Here is a 15,918-nt window from a genome sequence, read left to right as displayed (position 1 = left end):
GCATGTTTCGTGTTCTTACGTGCCTTTCAGGTGAGCATGACTGGCGGCTCGTTCTGCTCGCCGGACTGGTCTGCTTCGTTGCCAGTATTGTGGCCGTCAATATTTTTCATCGCGCAATTGCATCGCAGGCGAGGACCCGGCTGATCTGGATTGCGATCGCGGGAGCCGCCATCGGCTACGGCATCTGGGCAACGCATTTCATCGCCATGCTGGCCTATGAGCCGGGAATCCCGACCGGCTACGGTATCGTCCTCACCGCGCTGTCGCTCGCCGCGGCGATGATGCTGACATCCGGCGGCCTCGGCCTTGCCGCCAGCGACTCCAGCCGCTGGCGCGCGCCGGTCGGCGGCGCCGTGATCGGAGCCGGGATCGCCAGCATGCACTATCTCGGGATGTGGGCGCTGGAAGTACCGGGCCACGTGGTCTGGTCGTTCGATCTCGTGGCGGCCTCCGTCGTGCTCGGCATGCTGTTCGGCTACGCCGCGCTGGCGATCGCAGTGCGCCGTCAGGACCGCTGGATGTCGCTCGTCGCTGCGCTGCTGTTGACGCTTGCGATCGTGTCGCATCATTTCACCGCGATGGGCGCGGTCGAGATCGTTCCGGATCCGTTGCTGGCTCCGGCGGCCCTGTCGCTCTCGCCTGCCTTCCTCGCCATCGTGATCGCCGGTGTGGCGCTATCGGTGCTCGGGATGAGCCTGGTCGGTGTGCTCGCGGATCGCCGGCTGGCGCTTCGCACCCGCCGCTTCGAGGAGATCATCAGCCAGCTTTCGTCGGCGCGACAGCAGGTCGAGGCGTCGCAGAAGGCGCTGGAGGAGCAGAGGTTCCGGCTGGATACCGCGATCAACCACATGGGCGAGGGCCTCTGCATGTTCGATGCAGAGAAGCGCCTCGTCGTCTGCAACGATCGCTACGCCAAGATGTACCGGCTGCCGCCGGAACTGCTGCTGCCCGGCACGGCCCATCGCGAGATCATCAGGCATCGCATCGCCAACGGCATTCTCAAGGGCGAGACCAGCGACAGCGCCGCGACGCAGGTGCTCGCGACACTGAACGCGCTCCCGGCCGGCGAGATCAACAGCCGGGTCGACGAGCTCGCCGACGGCCGGCTGATCTGCGTGACGCGGCAGCCGATGCCCGGCGGCGGCTGGGTGGCGACGCATCGCGACGTCACCGAGCAGCGGCGCTCCGAGGCCAAGATCACCTATATGGCGCAGCACGACGCGCTGACCGATCTGCCGAATCGCGTGCTGCTCAAGGAATGGATGGAGCGCGCGCTCTCCGGTGCCCGGTGCGGCGGACCGAGTCTTGCGGTGCTGATGCTCGATCTCGACCGCTTCAAGGACGTCAACGACACGCTCGGGCATCCGGCGGGCGATGCGCTGCTGAAGTCGGTGGCCGCGCGCTTGCGCAGATCCGTCAGTGATACGACGCTGGTTGCGCGGCTCGGCGGCGACGAGTTCGCGGTGATCGACCATGTCAGCGATCCGGTCACGGAAGCGGGCCTGCTCGCCGAGAAGATCAGGAAGGCGCTCAGCGAGCCGATCGATCTCGGCGATCATCGGGTGACCACCACGACCAGCATCGGCATTGCGATCGCTCCGCGCGACGGCACCGATTCGGACGAGGTGCTGCGCAGCGCCGATCTCGCGCTTTACTCGGCCAAGAGCGGCGGGCGCGGCTCGTTCCGCTTCTTCGAGCCGGAGCTCGATCGGCTGCTGCAGGCCCGCCGCAGCCTCGAGCGCGACATGCGCAGTGCGCTCGCCAATGGCGAGTTCGAGCTGCACTATCAGCCGTTCATCCACGTCGCGAGCGGGGAGACCTGCGGCTTCGAGGCGCTGCTCCGCTGGCACCATCCGCAACGAGGCATGGTATCTCCGGCGCAGTTCATTTCGCTGGCGGAAGAGACCGGCCTGATCGTGCCGCTGGGGGAATGGGTGCTGCGCACCGCGTGCGCGGAGGCCGCCAAATGGCCCGACGACCTCAAGATCGCGATCAACCTGTCGCCTGTGCAGTTCAGGAGTCCGGAGTTGGTCCCGGTGATCGTGCACGCGCTGGCGAGTGCCGGAATTTCGCCGGAGCGCCTCGAGCTCGAGGTCACCGAAACGGCCATCATTCAGGACAGCGAAGCGGTGTTTACCGCGCTCAGCCAATTGCACGATCTCGGGGTGCGGATCGCGCTCGACGACTTCGGCACCGGCTACTCGTCGCTGAGCTTTCTGCAGAAGTTTCCGTTCGACAAGGTCAAGATCGACCGCAGCTTCGTGTCCGAACTCTCCGGCGCGACCGACGAGTCGCGCCGGATCGCGCGCGCGATCGTGCGCTTTGCCGTCAGCCTCGGCAAGACCACGACGGCCGAAGGCGTTGAAACCAGGGAGCAGCTCGACATCCTCCGCGCCGATGCCTGCGTGGAAGTGCAAGGCTTCCATTTCAGCCCGCCGGTGCAGAGCGAGAAGGTCGCACAGATGATCGGCGGGCGAACCCCGGCAGCGGCCGAACGGCCTACGGTCCGTCTTGCAATGGCGGGTGCCGCGTCCTGATCGATGGGCTGCGCCGGGCGGCCCGATACGCATGAGGCGTAAGGCCGCAGCACGCGGTCAAAACCGAACTGCGCGTGGAGCGCAAAGCGGTTTTGGCGACCGTTAGAATTCCTCTAAAGCCAGCCGTCGCGGCGCTTCCTTGACTTGGCAATCGCCTCAGCATTCTTCACGCATGTGCCCTGCGCGAAGGCGTTGTGGGTATGATTGTCAACGGAGGGGATATGCGCGTGAGAGTGATTTTGAGCGCTGCGCTTGCAGCATTCGTCCTTGGGAGCGTTCTTGGGCTGACCGGATCGGCGGCGTTCGCCGACGGCTACAAGAATTGCACCAAGCTCGACAAGGCGTCGTGGAAGCCGGCAAGCGAGGCCGAAGCCAAGGCCAAGTCGCTCGGCTACGAGGTGCGCCGGTCGAAAATCGAGGGCTCCTGCTACGAGGTGTACGGCGTCAAGGAAGGCAAGCTCTACGAGCTATTCTACAGCCCGGAAGACCTCAGCCTGAAGCACACGATCGCGAAGTGAAGCAGGCGCGATGACGGAGGCGGCGCGGGGCGCCCGCGGCGCGACCAGCCTGCAGGTCTGGGACCTGCCGCTGCGGCTGTGGCACTGGGCGCTCGCCATCCTCGTCCTGGTCGCCTGGGTGACGCCCAGCACCTATGACCGGCTGCACCGGCTGGCGGGTTATTCGGTGATCGCCCTGCTGGCGTTCCGGCTGATCTGGGGCTTTGCCGGCACGCGCTACGCGCGTTTCGGCAGGCTCGGCGTCCGCCTGCGCGCCGCGCCGCGCTACATCTGGAATCTCCGGCGCGGCATCACCGGGCGCTATATCGGGCTCAATCCGGCGGGCACCGTGATGCTGGTGGCGCTGCTGTTGCTGCTTGCGATCTCGACAATCACGGGCGTGATGGAGGTCACCGTGACCTTCTTCGGAGTCTGGTGGGTCGAGGACACCCACGCCTATGCCTCGGATGCGGTCATGGTGCTGGTCGGGCTGCATGTGCTCGGCGTCGTCGTGGTCGGTTTGCTGCAGCGTCAGAACCTGGTGCGCGCGATGTTCACCGGCCGCAAGCAGCTGCGCAATCGTTCTTAAGCTGAAGCCGCACCGGAAGTTTACCTCTCCCCGACGGGGAGAGGTGGACGATCGCGGGCCGAGCCGATCCAAACAACAAACGTCTGATCCCGGTCGGTAGCTACTGCACCGGCGGGTCGCCCGAGGTGCGCTTCTTGGCGAGGTCCATCTCGGTGACCGCGATCAGGATCTCGGCGCGGGTCTTCAGGTCCGGCGCCTCGAGCATCGCCTGCTTCTCGGCGGGACCATAGGGCGACATCATCGCCAGCGCATTGACCAGCGCCTCGTTGGGCGCGGACTCGATACCTTCCCAGTCGACCTTCAGATTGTTGGCTTCCAGGAAATCGGCCAGCACTTCGAGCAGCGCCTTGCGGTCGACGGCCTCCTCACCCTTGCGCGCCGTGAAGTCGCCGACGAAGGAGAAGAAGTCGACCTTGCACTGCCGGTACGGCGTCTGCACGGTCAGCTCCTCGACCACCTTGAAGCGCGCGACGCCGGTCAGTTCGAGGATGTAGCGGCCGTCGCCGGATTCGGCGAGCTGGGTGATGCGGCCGACGCAGCCGATCCGGAACAGGACCGGCTTCGCCTCTTTCTGCGAATGCGCCACGTCGGGTTGGATCATGCCGATCAGGCGATGGCCGTCGCGCAGCGCGTCGTCGATCATCGCGAGATATCGCGGCTCGAAGATGTTGAGCGGCATCTGGCCGCGCGGCAGCAGCAACGCGCCGGGCAGCGGGAACACCGGGATCACCTCCGGGAGCTCGCCGGGCCCGCGATATTCGGCATTGATCGGCATCTGCGGTCCCGCTGCTGTGACGGGCGTGCTTTACGAGAACAGGATGGTCGACAACCGCTTGCGCCCCTCGACGGTTGCCTCATCGGTGCCGCCCCACGCCTCGAAGAACTGCACCAGCTGCTTGCGCGCGCCGTCGTCGTTCCACTTGCGGTCACGCCTGACGATGGCGAGCAATTGCTCGGTCGCTTCCGTGCGCTTGCCCATCGCATTGAGCGCGGTGGCGAGATCGAATCGGGCCTGATGATCGAGCGGGTTTGCGGCGACTTTCTGTTCCAGCTCCGCGACCGGGCCGACCGCTTCCGCCTGTTCGGCGAGATCGATCGCCGCCTGCACCGCCTTCACCGCGGCGTCGTTGCGCTTGGATTCCGGAACCATCGCCAGCGTCTGCTTGGCCTGCTCCATCGCACCCGACGTGACGTAGCACTTGGCGAGGCCGGCGAGGGCCGCGATGTTGGTGGCGTCGTGCGCCAGCACCTCGGCATAGATCTGCGCGGCCTGGGCGGCGTCGCCCTCGGCAAGCACGGCGTCGGCCTCGGCCAGGATCTCGGTGAGATTGGGCTCGCCGGCGGCCGGCACGCCCTTGGTGATCTTCTCGATGAAGGCGTTGACCTGGCTCTCCGGCACCGCGCCCATGAAGCCGTCGGCGGGCTGGCCGCCCACGAAGGCGATCACGGCCGGGATCGACTGGATGCCCATCTGGCCGGGGATCTGCGGATGCTCGTCGATGTTCATCTTGACCAGCTTGACCCGGCCCTTGGCGTTGCGAACCGCCTTTTCCAGGATCGGCGTGAGCTGGCGGCAGGGACCGCACCACGGCGCCCAGAAGTCGATCATGACCGGTTGACGGCGCGATTCCTCGATGACGTCCTTGACGAAGGTCTGGGTCGTCGTCTCCTTGATCAGATCGGGCGCTGCCTCGGGCGTGGGGCCGCCCTGCTCCATTATCGTCACGTTGTCCTCGCCTGCTTCTGAGGTCGGAAATCCGGTGGGCGTTCTAGCACGCCCGGAACGGCACGTTCAGCCGTTCTGTCAGCTAGAGCATGATCCCGGAAAAGTGGGAACCGGTTTCCGGGATCATGCTCCGTAAATGGCAGTCAGCCGGCAAAATTCAATCGCTTGGCCGCCCGTCCCGTTCCATCGGAGATCGGGTGGGTTGGTGCCGCGGAACGGCCGATGATGGCGATCATTCATGACAGCAGGGGAGCGCTCGTGGCAAAGGCCTATTACAGCACGGTGTTCGAGCAGCCGGCCGGCGAGGTCTGGAAAATCATCCGCGATTTCAACAATTACCCGGTCTGGGTCCAGGGCGCGGGGGCGAGCGAGATCGAGGACGGCAAATCCGGCAATACCGTCGGGGCGGTGCGCAATGTGCTGTACCGGGGGCGGCGGATCCGGCAGCGGCTGCTCGCGCAGTCCGACGTCGAGCGCTTCCAGACCTACGAATTCGTCGACACCCCGACCCTGCCGATGACGGATTTCAGTGCGACCCTGCGGGTAACCCCGGTGATCGACGGCGACCGGGCCTTTATCGAATGGTGGGCCGTGTTCGATTGCGACCCGACCCGCCGCGTCGAGCTGGCGCAGACGCTGGCCGGCTGGTTCGAGACCTGGCTCGAATCGCTCCGGGACGAGATGGCCCTGAGGCCGGATCAGGCGGAAATCTAAAAAGAAATCGGCGGCGCAGCCGGTTTCGGCCGATTCGGGGTCAATTTTTAGAGAAACCGTGCGATTTCGTGAGGTTCGGACCGCGCTCTTGTGTTGCATTCACAGACAGCTTTTGGCATAGGTCTGCCGTTGCCGGCGAGCGATCGCCGCCATTTCGGATGCGGGTGTAGCTCAGTGGTAGAGCACGACCTTGCCAAGGTCGGGGTCGAGGGTTCGAGCCCCTTCGCCCGCTCCAAAACTTCTCGCTGACCGAGCTGACAGTCTGATGAAGGCCCGCTATTGGCGCGGGCTTTTTGCTGTCCGGCCCGAGGTCGCGTCTCCACGGCGCGATTGCGAGGTCAAGATGCCGCGGCCCGCCGTGGCGGTTTCCGGCCTTTGTTAACCGGCAAACGTTGCATTCTTAAAACTGATAGAAATCTGTGGTTGTGTTGGCGCTGGAATGGTTGCCGCCGGTTTTGCCGGCGCGGCAAGCGCGTGAACGATGTCGATCTGTTGGAAGCCGGCTCCGGGTTAAGTCGCCGCTTGGCTCGCGCAAACGTCGCTGCGCTGGTCGTGCTGGTCGGCGTCTGGACATGTTCGGGCGCATCAGCGCAGCAATTGCCGAGCGACTCGGCGTATGCCCCGGCGCCCAGCTTCTCTCCCATGCCTGGCTTTGGGCCGGCGCCTGACTTCGAGCCGGCCGAACGGCCGCGAGCGCGGGTCTACATCACGACGCGGTCGCACCGGGGCGGCCAGCAAAACTTCTGCGTCAGGACCTGCGACGGCCGCTTCTTTCCGTTGCCGCGCGTCAGCGAGACGGCGGACGTCAAGGCATGCGAGGCGGCCTGTCCCGCCGCCGAGGTGAAGCTGTACTCCAGCTCCGATATCGACAGCGCCAGAACCGAAGCCGGCGAGACCTACAAGGCGCTCGCCAATGCATTCCGCTTCCAGCGCGAGATGGTGCCGCAATGCTCGTGCAGCGCCGGCGCGTCCACCGGCCTGTCGCCGATTGCGATCGAGGACGACATGACGCTTCGGACCGGCGACATCGTCGCCGCCGATGACGGCTTCAAGATCGCGGCGATCACGAGCGGACAGCGGCGCGGCGTGTTATTCAGGCCGCTGTCGAAGGCCAAGGCGCAAGCGCTCGGTCTGGCGCGCCTGTCGTCGCGATAGAGGCGATCACGAGCGTTAGCTTCATTCGAATATCACGCTGCGGTGCAGAATGCCTTGTTATCAGGCAGGCTGCTCAGGAAAATTTCGTCTCAAATATCGTCTCAACTAGTTTTGACGCAGCGCACACCGGCGGACGCGCTTTTCAGCGTCGATGGATGTGCTACCATTTTGCCGTCTGACCTACCTCACAGACCGCCACCATCATCTCTCAGGGCGTTCAAAATCAATAACAGGCAAGCTGCAACGGCTTGCGTAGGGGAGTGACGCGATGAAATCCGCTTTCAATCGATCAATACTTGCGTTCGCGGCGATCGTGCTGCTGGCGGGGACGACCTTCGCCAGTGCGCAGCAACAGACAGACAAGAATCGTGCGCTGAAGAAGTACGAATCGGGCACCAAGGAATTCTGGACCCATCCGCCGGACGACTGGTTCCTCGGCGACGAGACCGAAGCGCAGAAGGGCCTTGCCCCGCCGTCCGGTCCGCCGACCGGTGCGTCGGATTCCGAGCTCGCGACGATGATGAAGAAGATCAAGCTGCCGCCGGGCTTCAAGATCGAGGTCTATGCCTCGAACGTGCTCGCCGCGCGGCAGATGGCCTGGGGTGACAAGGGCACGCTGTTCGTCGGCTCGTTCGGGCTCGGCAACGTCTATGCGATCAAGGACAACAACGGCAAGAAAGAGGTCAAGACCATTCTCAAGGGCCTCAACATGCCGACCGGCCTCGCCTTCCGCGACGGCGCGCTCTACGTCATCGCGGTCGACAAGCTGATCAAGTACGACAACGCCGAAGCCAATCTCGACAATCTCGGCAGCGGCAAGGTGGTGTATGACGACATGCCGTCCTACGCGGCGCATGGCTGGAAATACATCGCCGTCGACAAGGAAGGCTGGTTCTACATTCCGTTCGGACCGCCCTTCAACATCGGCATTCCGCCGACCTCGGTGTCGCAGATCCGCCGCGTCGATCCGAAGACCGGCAACGCGGAAATCTGGGCGCTCGGCGTGCGCAACTCGGTCGGCGGCGACGTCGATCCACGCACCGGCAAGTACTGGTTCACCGAGAATGCCCGCGACTGGATCAGCGACGATCTGCCGAGCGACAAGCTCAACATGATCTCGAAGATCGGCGAGCACTTCGGCTATCCCTATTGCCACCAGGGCAACCTGCCGGACACCAAGTTCGCGATGGGTCACAAGTGCTCGGAGTTCACCCCGCCGGTGTACAATCTCGGTGCGCACGTCGCGCCGCTCGGCATGAAGTTCTATACCGGCAGCCAATTCCCGGCCGAGTACAAGAACAGCATCCTGATCGCCGAGCACGGCTCCTGGAACCGGCATAAGTACCAGGGCGGCCGCATCGTGAAGATCACCGCGAGCCCTGACGGCAAGAACGCCAAGCAGGAGATCTTCGCCGACGGCTGGATCGAGGGTGACCAGGGCTATCTCGGCCGTCCCGCCGACATCCTGCTCGACAAGGATGGCTCGATTCTCGTCGCCGACGACTGGGCCGGTGCGATCTATCGCATCAGCTACAGCAAGAAGTAACGGTTGAAACAATGCGGGGCTGCGGTGGCCGATCAGGCAGCCGCAGCCCCGTTTACGTGGTTCGGCAAGCCCAACGACGGAACAGACTCGTCATGCCCGGACTTGATCCGGGCATCCATCCAAACAAAAACCCTTCTGCAAGCCAGATGGATTACCGGGCCAGGCCCGGCAATGACCCGTGGAGAAAACTGGCAATGCGTGTTGCGTCCTTTGCAATCCTGTTCGCGGCGGTGATCGCAGTTGCGTCGTCCGCCAATGCCGCCGATGTCGCCGCCGGCAAGGCGAAGGCCGAAATCTGCGCCGCTTGCCACGGCGACAACGGCATCTCGCAGACCGAGAACATTCCCTCGCTCGCCGGCCAGCTCGACCAGTACGTTCAATGGCAGCTGGTGTTCTTCCGCGCCGGCGCGCGCAAGAACGAGCAGATGCAGCCGATCGTCGAGCAGCTCAACAACGACGACATCCGCAATCTCGGTGCCTATTTCGCGTCGCTGACGCCGTTCAAGGGCGGCAAGGACGACAATCCGGACTTGTCCGAAAAGGGCAAGCAGGCCGCCGCCGGCCGCCGCTGCGCCTCATGCCATGGCGATACGTTTGCCGGTACCAAGGCGGTGGCCCGCATCGCCGGCCAGCGCGAGGAATATCTCGTCAAGGCGCTGCACGATTACAAGTCGGGCCAGCGCTCCGGCGGCGCCCAGGCCGCGATGGCCGATGTTGCCTATCCGCTGAGCGACGAAGAGATCACCGCGCTCGCGCATTATCTGGCGCATTTGTAGGTACGAAAAATGTGCGTAGCCCGGATGGAGCGCAGCGCAATCCGGGGCGCTCTATCTGCCGCGAGATGATTCCCGGATTTCGTTCCGCTCCATCCGGGCTACAAGATCACCCAGCCCGCTGCTTCTCATACGCCTTGAGATGCGTGTAGGCCGTGCGCAGCTTCGGCACCGGGATCTTGGCGGCGTCGGCGCGCACGATCAGGTCGCCGATCACGTGATCGGCCTCGACCGGCAGCCCCGCCTTGATGTCGCGGAACATCGATGCGGTCATCGGCGAGCCCTCGGTGGTCAGGAGCCCGCGGGTGCGCTGGAAGAACGGTCCGCCCGGGCCATGGCCGGCGTCGGCGGCGATCGCGCTGCATTCGTCGAGGATGCCGAGCAGGAAATCCTTGCCGCCGGGCGCGGCCAGGATGTTGCCGACCGAGGTCCGCATCAGGCTGGTGGAGGCGGCGAGCGAGGCCAGGAACACCCACTTCTCCCACATGTCCTGCATCACATGCTCGCTGGCGTTGGCGCCGTTGATCGCCGAGAAAGTTTCAGCGATCGCGCGCACCCGGTCAGACAGGCCGCCGGCGCGCTCGCCGAAGCCGAGCGACTGCATCGGCTGCAGCTGCACCACCTCGCGCTTCTCGTTCAGCGTCGCCGCGATCGCGCACAGGCCGCCGAGCACATGCTGAGCTCCGAACGTCTTGTCGAGCGTATCGAGATGCAGCATGCCGTTGAGCAGCGGGATGATCGCGGTCTTGTCGCCGACGGCGGGCGCAAAGGACTTGATCGCATCCTCGAGATCGAACGCCTTGCAGCTCAACAGCACGACGTCGAACTTGTCCGACAGCTTGTCGGCCTGCACGGTCGGCGGGTTGTTCAGCGTGACATCGCCGTTCGGGCTCTTGATCACGAGCCCGGCGGAGGCGAGCTCGGAAGCGCGGCGAGGGCGCACCAGGAAAGTGACGTCGCGGCCGGCCTGAAGCATCCGGCCACCGAAATAACCGCCGATCGCACCGGCGCCGACCACGAGAACGCGCATGGGAATTTGTCCTTCTTTGTTGTTGCCCGAGGAGGCGAGCGAATAGGGAGTAGCGAATAGATAAGGATACTGTTCGACTATTCGCTACTCGCTATTGGCCATTCGCTCATCTCACTTTCCCGATACCATTTCCTCGACTTCGCGCAGCTGCTCCTTGCCGAAGAAGATCTCGTTGCCGACGAAAAAGGTCGGCGAGCCGAACGCGCCGCGCTCGACGGCGGATGAGGTATATTCGATCAGCTTGGCCTTCACATCCGCGTCCTGTGCGCGGGCGAACAGTTTCGCGGCGTCAAGGCCGGAGGAGGCGATGGCTTTACCGGCGACCTCAGGATCGTCCATCTTCTTGGGCTCGACCCACATGTGGTGGAAGGCGGCCTCGATATACTTCTCGAACACGCCCTCAAACTGGGCGGCGACCGCCGCGCGCATCAGGTTCAGCGTATTGACCGGGAAAAACGGGTTCCAGGTGTAGGGCTTGACGTTGAAGCGCTTGAGAAAGCGTTCGGTCTCGATCTTCTGAAACTCCGGCTTGTTCCTGACGCCCGCCAGCGTCTCGGCCGGCGACTTGTTGTTGGTGGCCTTGAAGATGCCGCCGAGCAGGATCGGGACATATTCGAACTTGACGCCGGTGCGCTTTTCGATTGCCGGGATTGCTTCATGGCTGAGGAAAGCGTTGGGGCTGCCGAAATCGAACAGGAATTGCGGATTTTGGCTCACGGCGGTCTCTCCCTCGGCCTGTCTAGTTTGGGCTTATTTAGCATGGACCTGCTGTCGCAGGCGCCATCTGTAGAATATGATAGTCATCATGTGAGCCGCGGCGCGCGATGTCAAATCAGCCGCTTGATGGTCTGCTTGCGCCATACCAGGGCGTAATAGGCCATCTGCAGCACGAACATGGTTGCGAAGGTGACGGGATAGGCGATCCAGATGCCGCTGACTCCGATGGAGCGGCTGAGCAGGATCGCGACCGGCACCTCGACCACCGCGATCGCCAGCGTCGAGAGCAACAGCGGCATCCACACCGTGCCGCCGGCGCGCATCGCGCCCGAGAACACCGTCGCCATACCGAACAGCACCATGCTCCACAGCACGATGTACAACAGCTGCTGCGCCAGCCTGAGCACGGCATTGTCGACGATGAAGAAGCCCATCAGCGGCCGCGCGAAGAGATAGCCGAGCACGACCAGCCCGCCGGTCAGCGCGAGATTCATCTCGATCCCGGTCCGGACGATGGCGCCGACCCGGGCGGAATCGCCGCGGCCGATCGCCTGCGCGCCGAAGATCGACACCGATATCGCGATCGAGATCGCCGGAAACTGCACATAGCCGATCACCTGGTTAACCGCGCCATAGGCCGCGGTGGCGTCCGAGCCGAAGCCGTTGACGAGGCCGAGCAGCACCAGTTCGGCGAGCGAGACCACCACCATGCCGATCGCGGTCGGAATGCCGAGCCGCAGCACGATGCGCAGCAGGGCGCCGTTCGGCCGCATCGCGCGCAGGAACGCGGCGTCGAAGGCCAGCGCATGGCGGTGCCGCAGCATATGGACATGCAGCCACAGCAGCGTGACCACGCCCGAGACCGCGGAGGCGACCGCAGCGCTGGCGACGCCGAGCATCGGCAGGCCGAGCCAGCCGCGGATCAGCGCCGGCGTCACCACCAGGCCGATGGCGGTCGAGACCGTCAGCGCGACCAGCGGCGTCACGGTGTCGCCGACGCCGCGCATCATCGCCGTCAGCAGCAGGAATGCGAAGGTTATGGGCATCGTGATCATCATGATCCGCGCATAAGCCACCGCAGCGTCGAGGACGTCGGATGGCGTCGCGAGCGCGATCAAGAGCGGGCGGGCGAATAGGCCGCCTGATATCGCGATCGCCAGCGCGAGCAGCAGCGTCACGGTCATGGTGGTGCCGGCGACCGCTTTCACCCGGTCGGGCTCGCCGGCGCCCCAGGCCTGGCCGATCATGACCGAGGCGCCGGCGCTCAGGCCGATCACGAAGGAAATGAAGAAGAACATCACCGGAAAGAACACCGAGACGGCGGCGAGCGCGTCGACGCCGATCATCTGGCCGAGATAGACGCCGTTGATGGTGCCGAACAGCGACTGCAGCACGTTGCTGAGCAGCATCGGCGCGAGGAAGGCGAGGAAGGCTTTGCGCAGGGAGGGAGGGTTGGACACGTTCAACTTCCAAAAATTGCGACGTCAGCGACGGCGGCGGACCAGGGGCTGCGGTTCAGTTCGATCAGAACCGAATCGCCGGCAGGCCGGGCCGCCATCCATGTCACTCGAAACCAGTCAGTCCGCTTGATCGCTATAGGCGAGCCGGATCGCGTGATCGCGGATGTCGGCCGGCCAGTCCGCGATCAGCGTCGCAAAGCGGCGCCGGTCGTGGGCGAACAGCGCGCGGATCGCATCTTCATAGTTCGGCCGGTTGCCGGCCATGACAGTCATGAAGCGATAGGCGGCGTCCTGCGCGCTGCGCGTGCGGTCCTTGTCGCCGCTTGAGCGCCGCGCCTCGTCGACCAGCTTGCGGATCGCAACCGACGCGCCGCCCTTCTGCTGCGCGAGCCAATCCCAATGCCGTGGCAACAGCGTGATCTCGCGCGCGACGACGCCAAGCTTCGGACGTCCCGGGCCGCGCGGCGCGGTCGGCGTCGGCTCCTCGTCGCGCGCAGGTGCGGGCTGCGGCAGCCGCGCCAGCACGTCGTCGACCGAGCCGCGGAAATCGATATCGACCAGCGCCGAGGTGCGGCCGTTGAACACCAGGATCGCGGCGTCCTTGCGTTGGTCGAGGTGTTGCTTGGCGGCGCGCGCAACCTCCGGGAGGTCGCCGGCCCCGATGCGGTGCTCGCCTTCGAACGCGACATAGGCAGGATTCATGGTAGACCTCTCAGATTGCGCGACATACTGGCCGGATAATTCTTGGCAATCGCGGCGCGTGGATCTCGACTTTCTGGTTTCCCGCTGGCACCAAACGTCGCCCGATTGCGCTGATCTTTCAGAGGATGCCCATGCTGACGGTTCATCACCTCAACAATTCCCGCTCGCAGCGCGTACTGTGGCTGCTCGAGGAATTGGGTGTGCCCTACGAGATCGTGCGCTACCAGCGGCAGCCCGACATGCGGGCGCCGAAGGAGCTGCGCGCGATCCATCCGCTCGGCAAGTCGCCCGTCGTCACCGACAACGGCCACACGATCGCGGAATCCGGCGCGATCCTCGAATACATCATCGGGACCTACGGCAACGGGCGCCTGACCCCGCCGGCCGATACGCCGGAGCGGCTGCGCTACACCTATTGGCTGCACTACGCCGAGGGTTCGGCGATGACGCCGCTGCTGCTGAAGCTCCTGTTCACGCTGATGCCGAAGCGCGCGCCGGCGCTGCTGCGGCCCTTGGTGCGCAAGGTGTCCAACACGGCGCTGTCCACGCTGGTCAATCCGCAGCTCAAGCAGCACATGGCCTATTGGGAAGGCGAGCTCGGCAAGAGCGAATGGTTCGCCGGCAGCGAGTTTTCCGGCGCCGACATCCAGATGAGCTTTCCGCTCGAGGCCGCCGCGGCGCGCGGCGGGCTCGAGGACGGCCATCCCAACTGTGTCGCGTTCCTGGAGCGCATTCACGCCCGCCCGGCCTATGCGCGGGCGCTGGAGAAGGGCGGGCCGTACCAGGTCGGCCGGTAAATTCGCGGTCATCGCGGCAGCTCGACCAGCGGCAGCAGCCGCGAATCCGCCAGCGCCGCGGTGCGGTGTCCGATGCCGGCGAGGTAGGCCTCCGCCCCCGTGATCGGCTGCGGCGGGGCGAGCTCCGGGCTTTGCGAATAGTCGGCGATCACGCGGAAGCGCAACAAATTGAGCATCACCAGCTCGCCCGCGATCTCGCGCTGGGCAAAGTCGCGCCCGGCGTTCCAGGTCGGCTCGAGATAGCAGGCGGCGGTGTCCATGTCGGTGTCCCATCGAAGGTTGATGGCACTTTTTACCCGGGCATAATTGCTTTGTCAATAATACCCGGATATAAATAGCCCGACAGAACGACAGGAGTCACCATGAAGACCGAGGACCGCAAGCAAGCCATCGCCGACTACAAGAAGCGCGCGAGCGTCGCCGGCGTGTTCGCGATCCGTTGCCGCGCGACCGGTGAGGTTTGGGTCGGGCAGGCGCTCGACCTCGACAAGATCGAGAACCGCATCTGGTTCACGCTGCGGATGGGCAGTCATCGCAACGCCGAGCTGCAGCGCGCCTGGTCGGGGCATGGCGCGGACAATCTCTCGCTCGAAACGCTGGAGCGGATCGAGGACGAGGAGCTCGCCTATGTGCGCGACACGCTGCTGAAGGAGCGCGTGCAGCATTGGCGCGCGGAGCTGAATGCGTTCGCGGTGTAGCCTAGTGTGACGGCAGCGGCTGCACGGTGACGCCGGGCGGCGGCACGTCGTCGTCGGGCACGAAGAAGTCCGACATCAGCGGCACCGAGGGATCGACGCGGTAGCGCTCGAAGTCGCGGACGCCATTGGCATAGAGCACCTTGTCGTCGATGCAGAAATGCCCGGTGAATTCGCGCGACGGCCGGGTGATGATCGCGTAGGCCGCATCGCCCATGATCTCGGGCGTGCGGCTCGCGCGCATCATGGCGTCGCCGCCGAGCAGATTGACGACCGCGGCGGTCGCGATCGTGGTGCGCGGCCACAGCGCGTTGACGGCAATGCCGGCCGATTTCAATTCGCCCGCGAGCCCGAGCACGCACATGCTCATGCCGAACTTCGCCATCGTGTAGGCGGTCGAGTGCTCGAACCATTTCGTCTTCATGTCGAGCGGCGGCGACAGCATCAGGATGTGCGGATTCTCCGCCTTCTTCAGGTGCGGGATGCAGTATTTCGACACCATGAAGGTGCCGCGGGTGTTAATCCCCATCATCAGGTCGAACCGCTTCATGTCGGTCGCCTGCGAATTGGTCAGGCTGATGGCGCTGGCATTGTTGACGCAGACGTCGATGCCGCCGAACTCGGCGACGGTCTGCTCGATCGCCGCCATCACCTGCGCCTCGTCCCTGATGTCGCAGAGCACCGGCAGCGCCTTGCCGCCGGCGGCGCGGACCTCGTCGGCGGCGGTGTAGATCGTGCCCTTCAGCTTCGGATGCGGCTCGGCGGTCTTCGCCGCGATCGCGACATTGGCGCCGTCACGCGCGGCGCGCAGCGCGATCGCCAGCCCGATGCCGCGGCTCGCGCCCGAGATGAACAGCGTCTTGCCTTTGAGCGACGTCATGAGAATGGCCTCCAGTTAGGGACGCACCATTGTCAGGCTCCCTCTCCCCTTGGGGGAGCCCGAGGCGAGCGAAGCTCGCTCTCGAGGTTGGGGTGAGGGT

17 protein-coding genes and 1 tRNA gene are annotated in these 15,918 nt (G+C 64.8%); 10 read left to right on the top strand and 8 right to left on the bottom strand.

What is annotated here, in order from left to right; all coding sequences use genetic code 11:
• The first annotated feature begins 2 nt into the window (after positions 1–2).
• The 3 genes from ACVMIH_RS27315 (at position 3) to ACVMIH_RS27305 (ending at position 3,623) form a co-directional block, all read left to right on the top strand.
• Positions 3–2,537, top strand: coding sequence for a bifunctional diguanylate cyclase/phosphodiesterase (locus tag ACVMIH_RS27315; RefSeq protein ID WP_456864081.1), 2,535 nt, complete (start codon positions 3–5; stop codon positions 2,535–2,537).
• A gap of 221 nt (positions 2,538–2,758) precedes the next feature.
• The gene (locus ACVMIH_RS27310; protein WP_156436601.1) at positions 2,759–3,055 is read left to right on the top strand and encodes a PepSY domain-containing protein; all 297 of its coding nucleotides are present in this window, start codon (positions 2,759–2,761) and stop codon (positions 3,053–3,055) included.
• A gap of 10 nt (positions 3,056–3,065) precedes the next feature.
• Positions 3,066–3,623: a cytochrome b/b6 domain-containing protein gene (locus tag ACVMIH_RS27305; protein ID WP_057021348.1), complete on the top strand. Its 558-nt coding sequence runs from the start codon at positions 3,066–3,068 to the stop codon at positions 3,621–3,623.
• Positions 3,624–3,723: 100 nt separating this feature from the next.
• On the opposite strand, the gene ACVMIH_RS27300 is transcribed toward ACVMIH_RS27305, so the two are convergent.
• A complete protein-coding gene (locus ACVMIH_RS27300; protein WP_076833630.1) occupies positions 3,724–4,398 on the bottom strand; it encodes an LON peptidase substrate-binding domain-containing protein in 675 nt (224 codons plus the stop codon).
• A gap of 30 nt (positions 4,399–4,428) precedes the next feature.
• A complete protein-coding gene (gene trxA, locus ACVMIH_RS27295; RefSeq protein WP_026192069.1) occupies positions 4,429–5,349 on the bottom strand; it encodes a thioredoxin in 921 nt (306 codons plus the stop codon).
• A 222-nt stretch (positions 5,350–5,571) separates the two neighbouring features.
• On the opposite strand from trxA, the gene ACVMIH_RS27290 reads away from it, so the two are divergent.
• The 5 genes from ACVMIH_RS27290 to ACVMIH_RS27270 all read left to right on the top strand — a co-directional run bounded on the left by ACVMIH_RS27290 (position 5,572) and on the right by ACVMIH_RS27270 (position 9,540).
• Complete coding sequence (locus tag ACVMIH_RS27290) at positions 5,572–6,063, top strand: SRPBCC family protein (protein ID WP_057021346.1); 492 nt, start codon at positions 5,572–5,574, stop codon at positions 6,061–6,063.
• 160 nt (positions 6,064–6,223) lie between these two features.
• Positions 6,224–6,298, top strand: a tRNA-Gly gene (locus tag ACVMIH_RS27285).
• A gap of 287 nt (positions 6,299–6,585) precedes the next feature.
• Positions 6,586–7,218, top strand: coding sequence for a DUF2865 domain-containing protein (locus ACVMIH_RS27280; RefSeq protein WP_456864076.1), 633 nt, complete (start codon positions 6,586–6,588; stop codon positions 7,216–7,218).
• 268 nt (positions 7,219–7,486) lie between these two features.
• A complete protein-coding gene (locus ACVMIH_RS27275) occupies positions 7,487–8,764 on the top strand; it encodes a PQQ-dependent sugar dehydrogenase (RefSeq protein ID WP_076833625.1) in 1,278 nt (425 codons plus the stop codon).
• Positions 8,765–8,958: 194 nt separating this feature from the next.
• The gene (locus ACVMIH_RS27270; protein WP_076833623.1) at positions 8,959–9,540 is read left to right on the top strand and encodes a c-type cytochrome; all 582 of its coding nucleotides are present in this window, start codon (positions 8,959–8,961) and stop codon (positions 9,538–9,540) included.
• A gap of 106 nt (positions 9,541–9,646) precedes the next feature.
• On the opposite strand, the gene panE is transcribed toward ACVMIH_RS27270, so the two are convergent.
• From panE to ACVMIH_RS27250, 4 genes are all read right to left on the bottom strand, one after another.
• Positions 9,647–10,567, bottom strand: a complete 921-nt coding sequence (gene panE, locus ACVMIH_RS27265) for a 2-dehydropantoate 2-reductase (protein ID WP_076833621.1) — start codon at positions 10,565–10,567, stop codon at positions 9,647–9,649.
• 111 nt (positions 10,568–10,678) lie between these two features.
• Entirely contained in the window at positions 10,679–11,284 is a 606-nt protein-coding gene (locus ACVMIH_RS27260; protein WP_057021342.1) for a 2-hydroxychromene-2-carboxylate isomerase, read from the bottom strand.
• Between the two features lie 110 nt (positions 11,285–11,394).
• Positions 11,395–12,744: an MATE family efflux transporter gene (locus ACVMIH_RS27255; RefSeq protein ID WP_456864073.1), complete on the bottom strand. Its 1,350-nt coding sequence runs from the start codon at positions 12,742–12,744 to the stop codon at positions 11,395–11,397.
• Positions 12,745–12,861: 117 nt separating this feature from the next.
• Positions 12,862–13,446, bottom strand: a complete 585-nt coding sequence (locus ACVMIH_RS27250; protein WP_168856115.1) for a DUF2239 family protein — start codon at positions 13,444–13,446, stop codon at positions 12,862–12,864.
• Positions 13,447–13,577: 131 nt separating this feature from the next.
• Here ACVMIH_RS27250 and ACVMIH_RS27245 point away from each other — a divergent pair, with 131 nt between their 5' ends.
• Entirely contained in the window at positions 13,578–14,243 is a 666-nt protein-coding gene (locus ACVMIH_RS27245; protein ID WP_456864070.1) for a glutathione S-transferase family protein, read from the top strand.
• 8 nt (positions 14,244–14,251) lie between these two features.
• Here the strand turns inward: ACVMIH_RS27245 and ACVMIH_RS27240 are convergent, their stop codons facing one another.
• Positions 14,252–14,503 (bottom strand): hypothetical protein, encoded by a 252-nt coding sequence (locus ACVMIH_RS27240; protein ID WP_456864067.1) that lies wholly within the window; start codon positions 14,501–14,503, stop codon positions 14,252–14,254.
• Between the two features lie 102 nt (positions 14,504–14,605).
• Here ACVMIH_RS27240 and ACVMIH_RS27235 point away from each other — a divergent pair, with 102 nt between their 5' ends.
• Positions 14,606–14,941 (top strand): GIY-YIG nuclease family protein, encoded by a 336-nt coding sequence (locus tag ACVMIH_RS27235; RefSeq protein WP_057021339.1) that lies wholly within the window; start codon positions 14,606–14,608, stop codon positions 14,939–14,941.
• A gap of 1 nt (position 14,942) precedes the next feature.
• Here the strand turns inward: ACVMIH_RS27235 and ACVMIH_RS27230 are convergent, their stop codons facing one another.
• On the bottom strand, positions 14,943–15,818 hold the full coding sequence (locus ACVMIH_RS27230) for an SDR family oxidoreductase (protein ID WP_456864064.1): 876 nt from the start codon (positions 15,816–15,818) through the stop codon (positions 14,943–14,945).
• Positions 15,819–15,918: the final 100 nt, after the last annotated feature.

Source organism: Bradyrhizobium sp. USDA 4503 (assembly GCF_054055815.1).
Note: the sequence above shows the minus strand (reverse complement) of the source record. Positions and strands in the feature narration are given on the sequence as shown.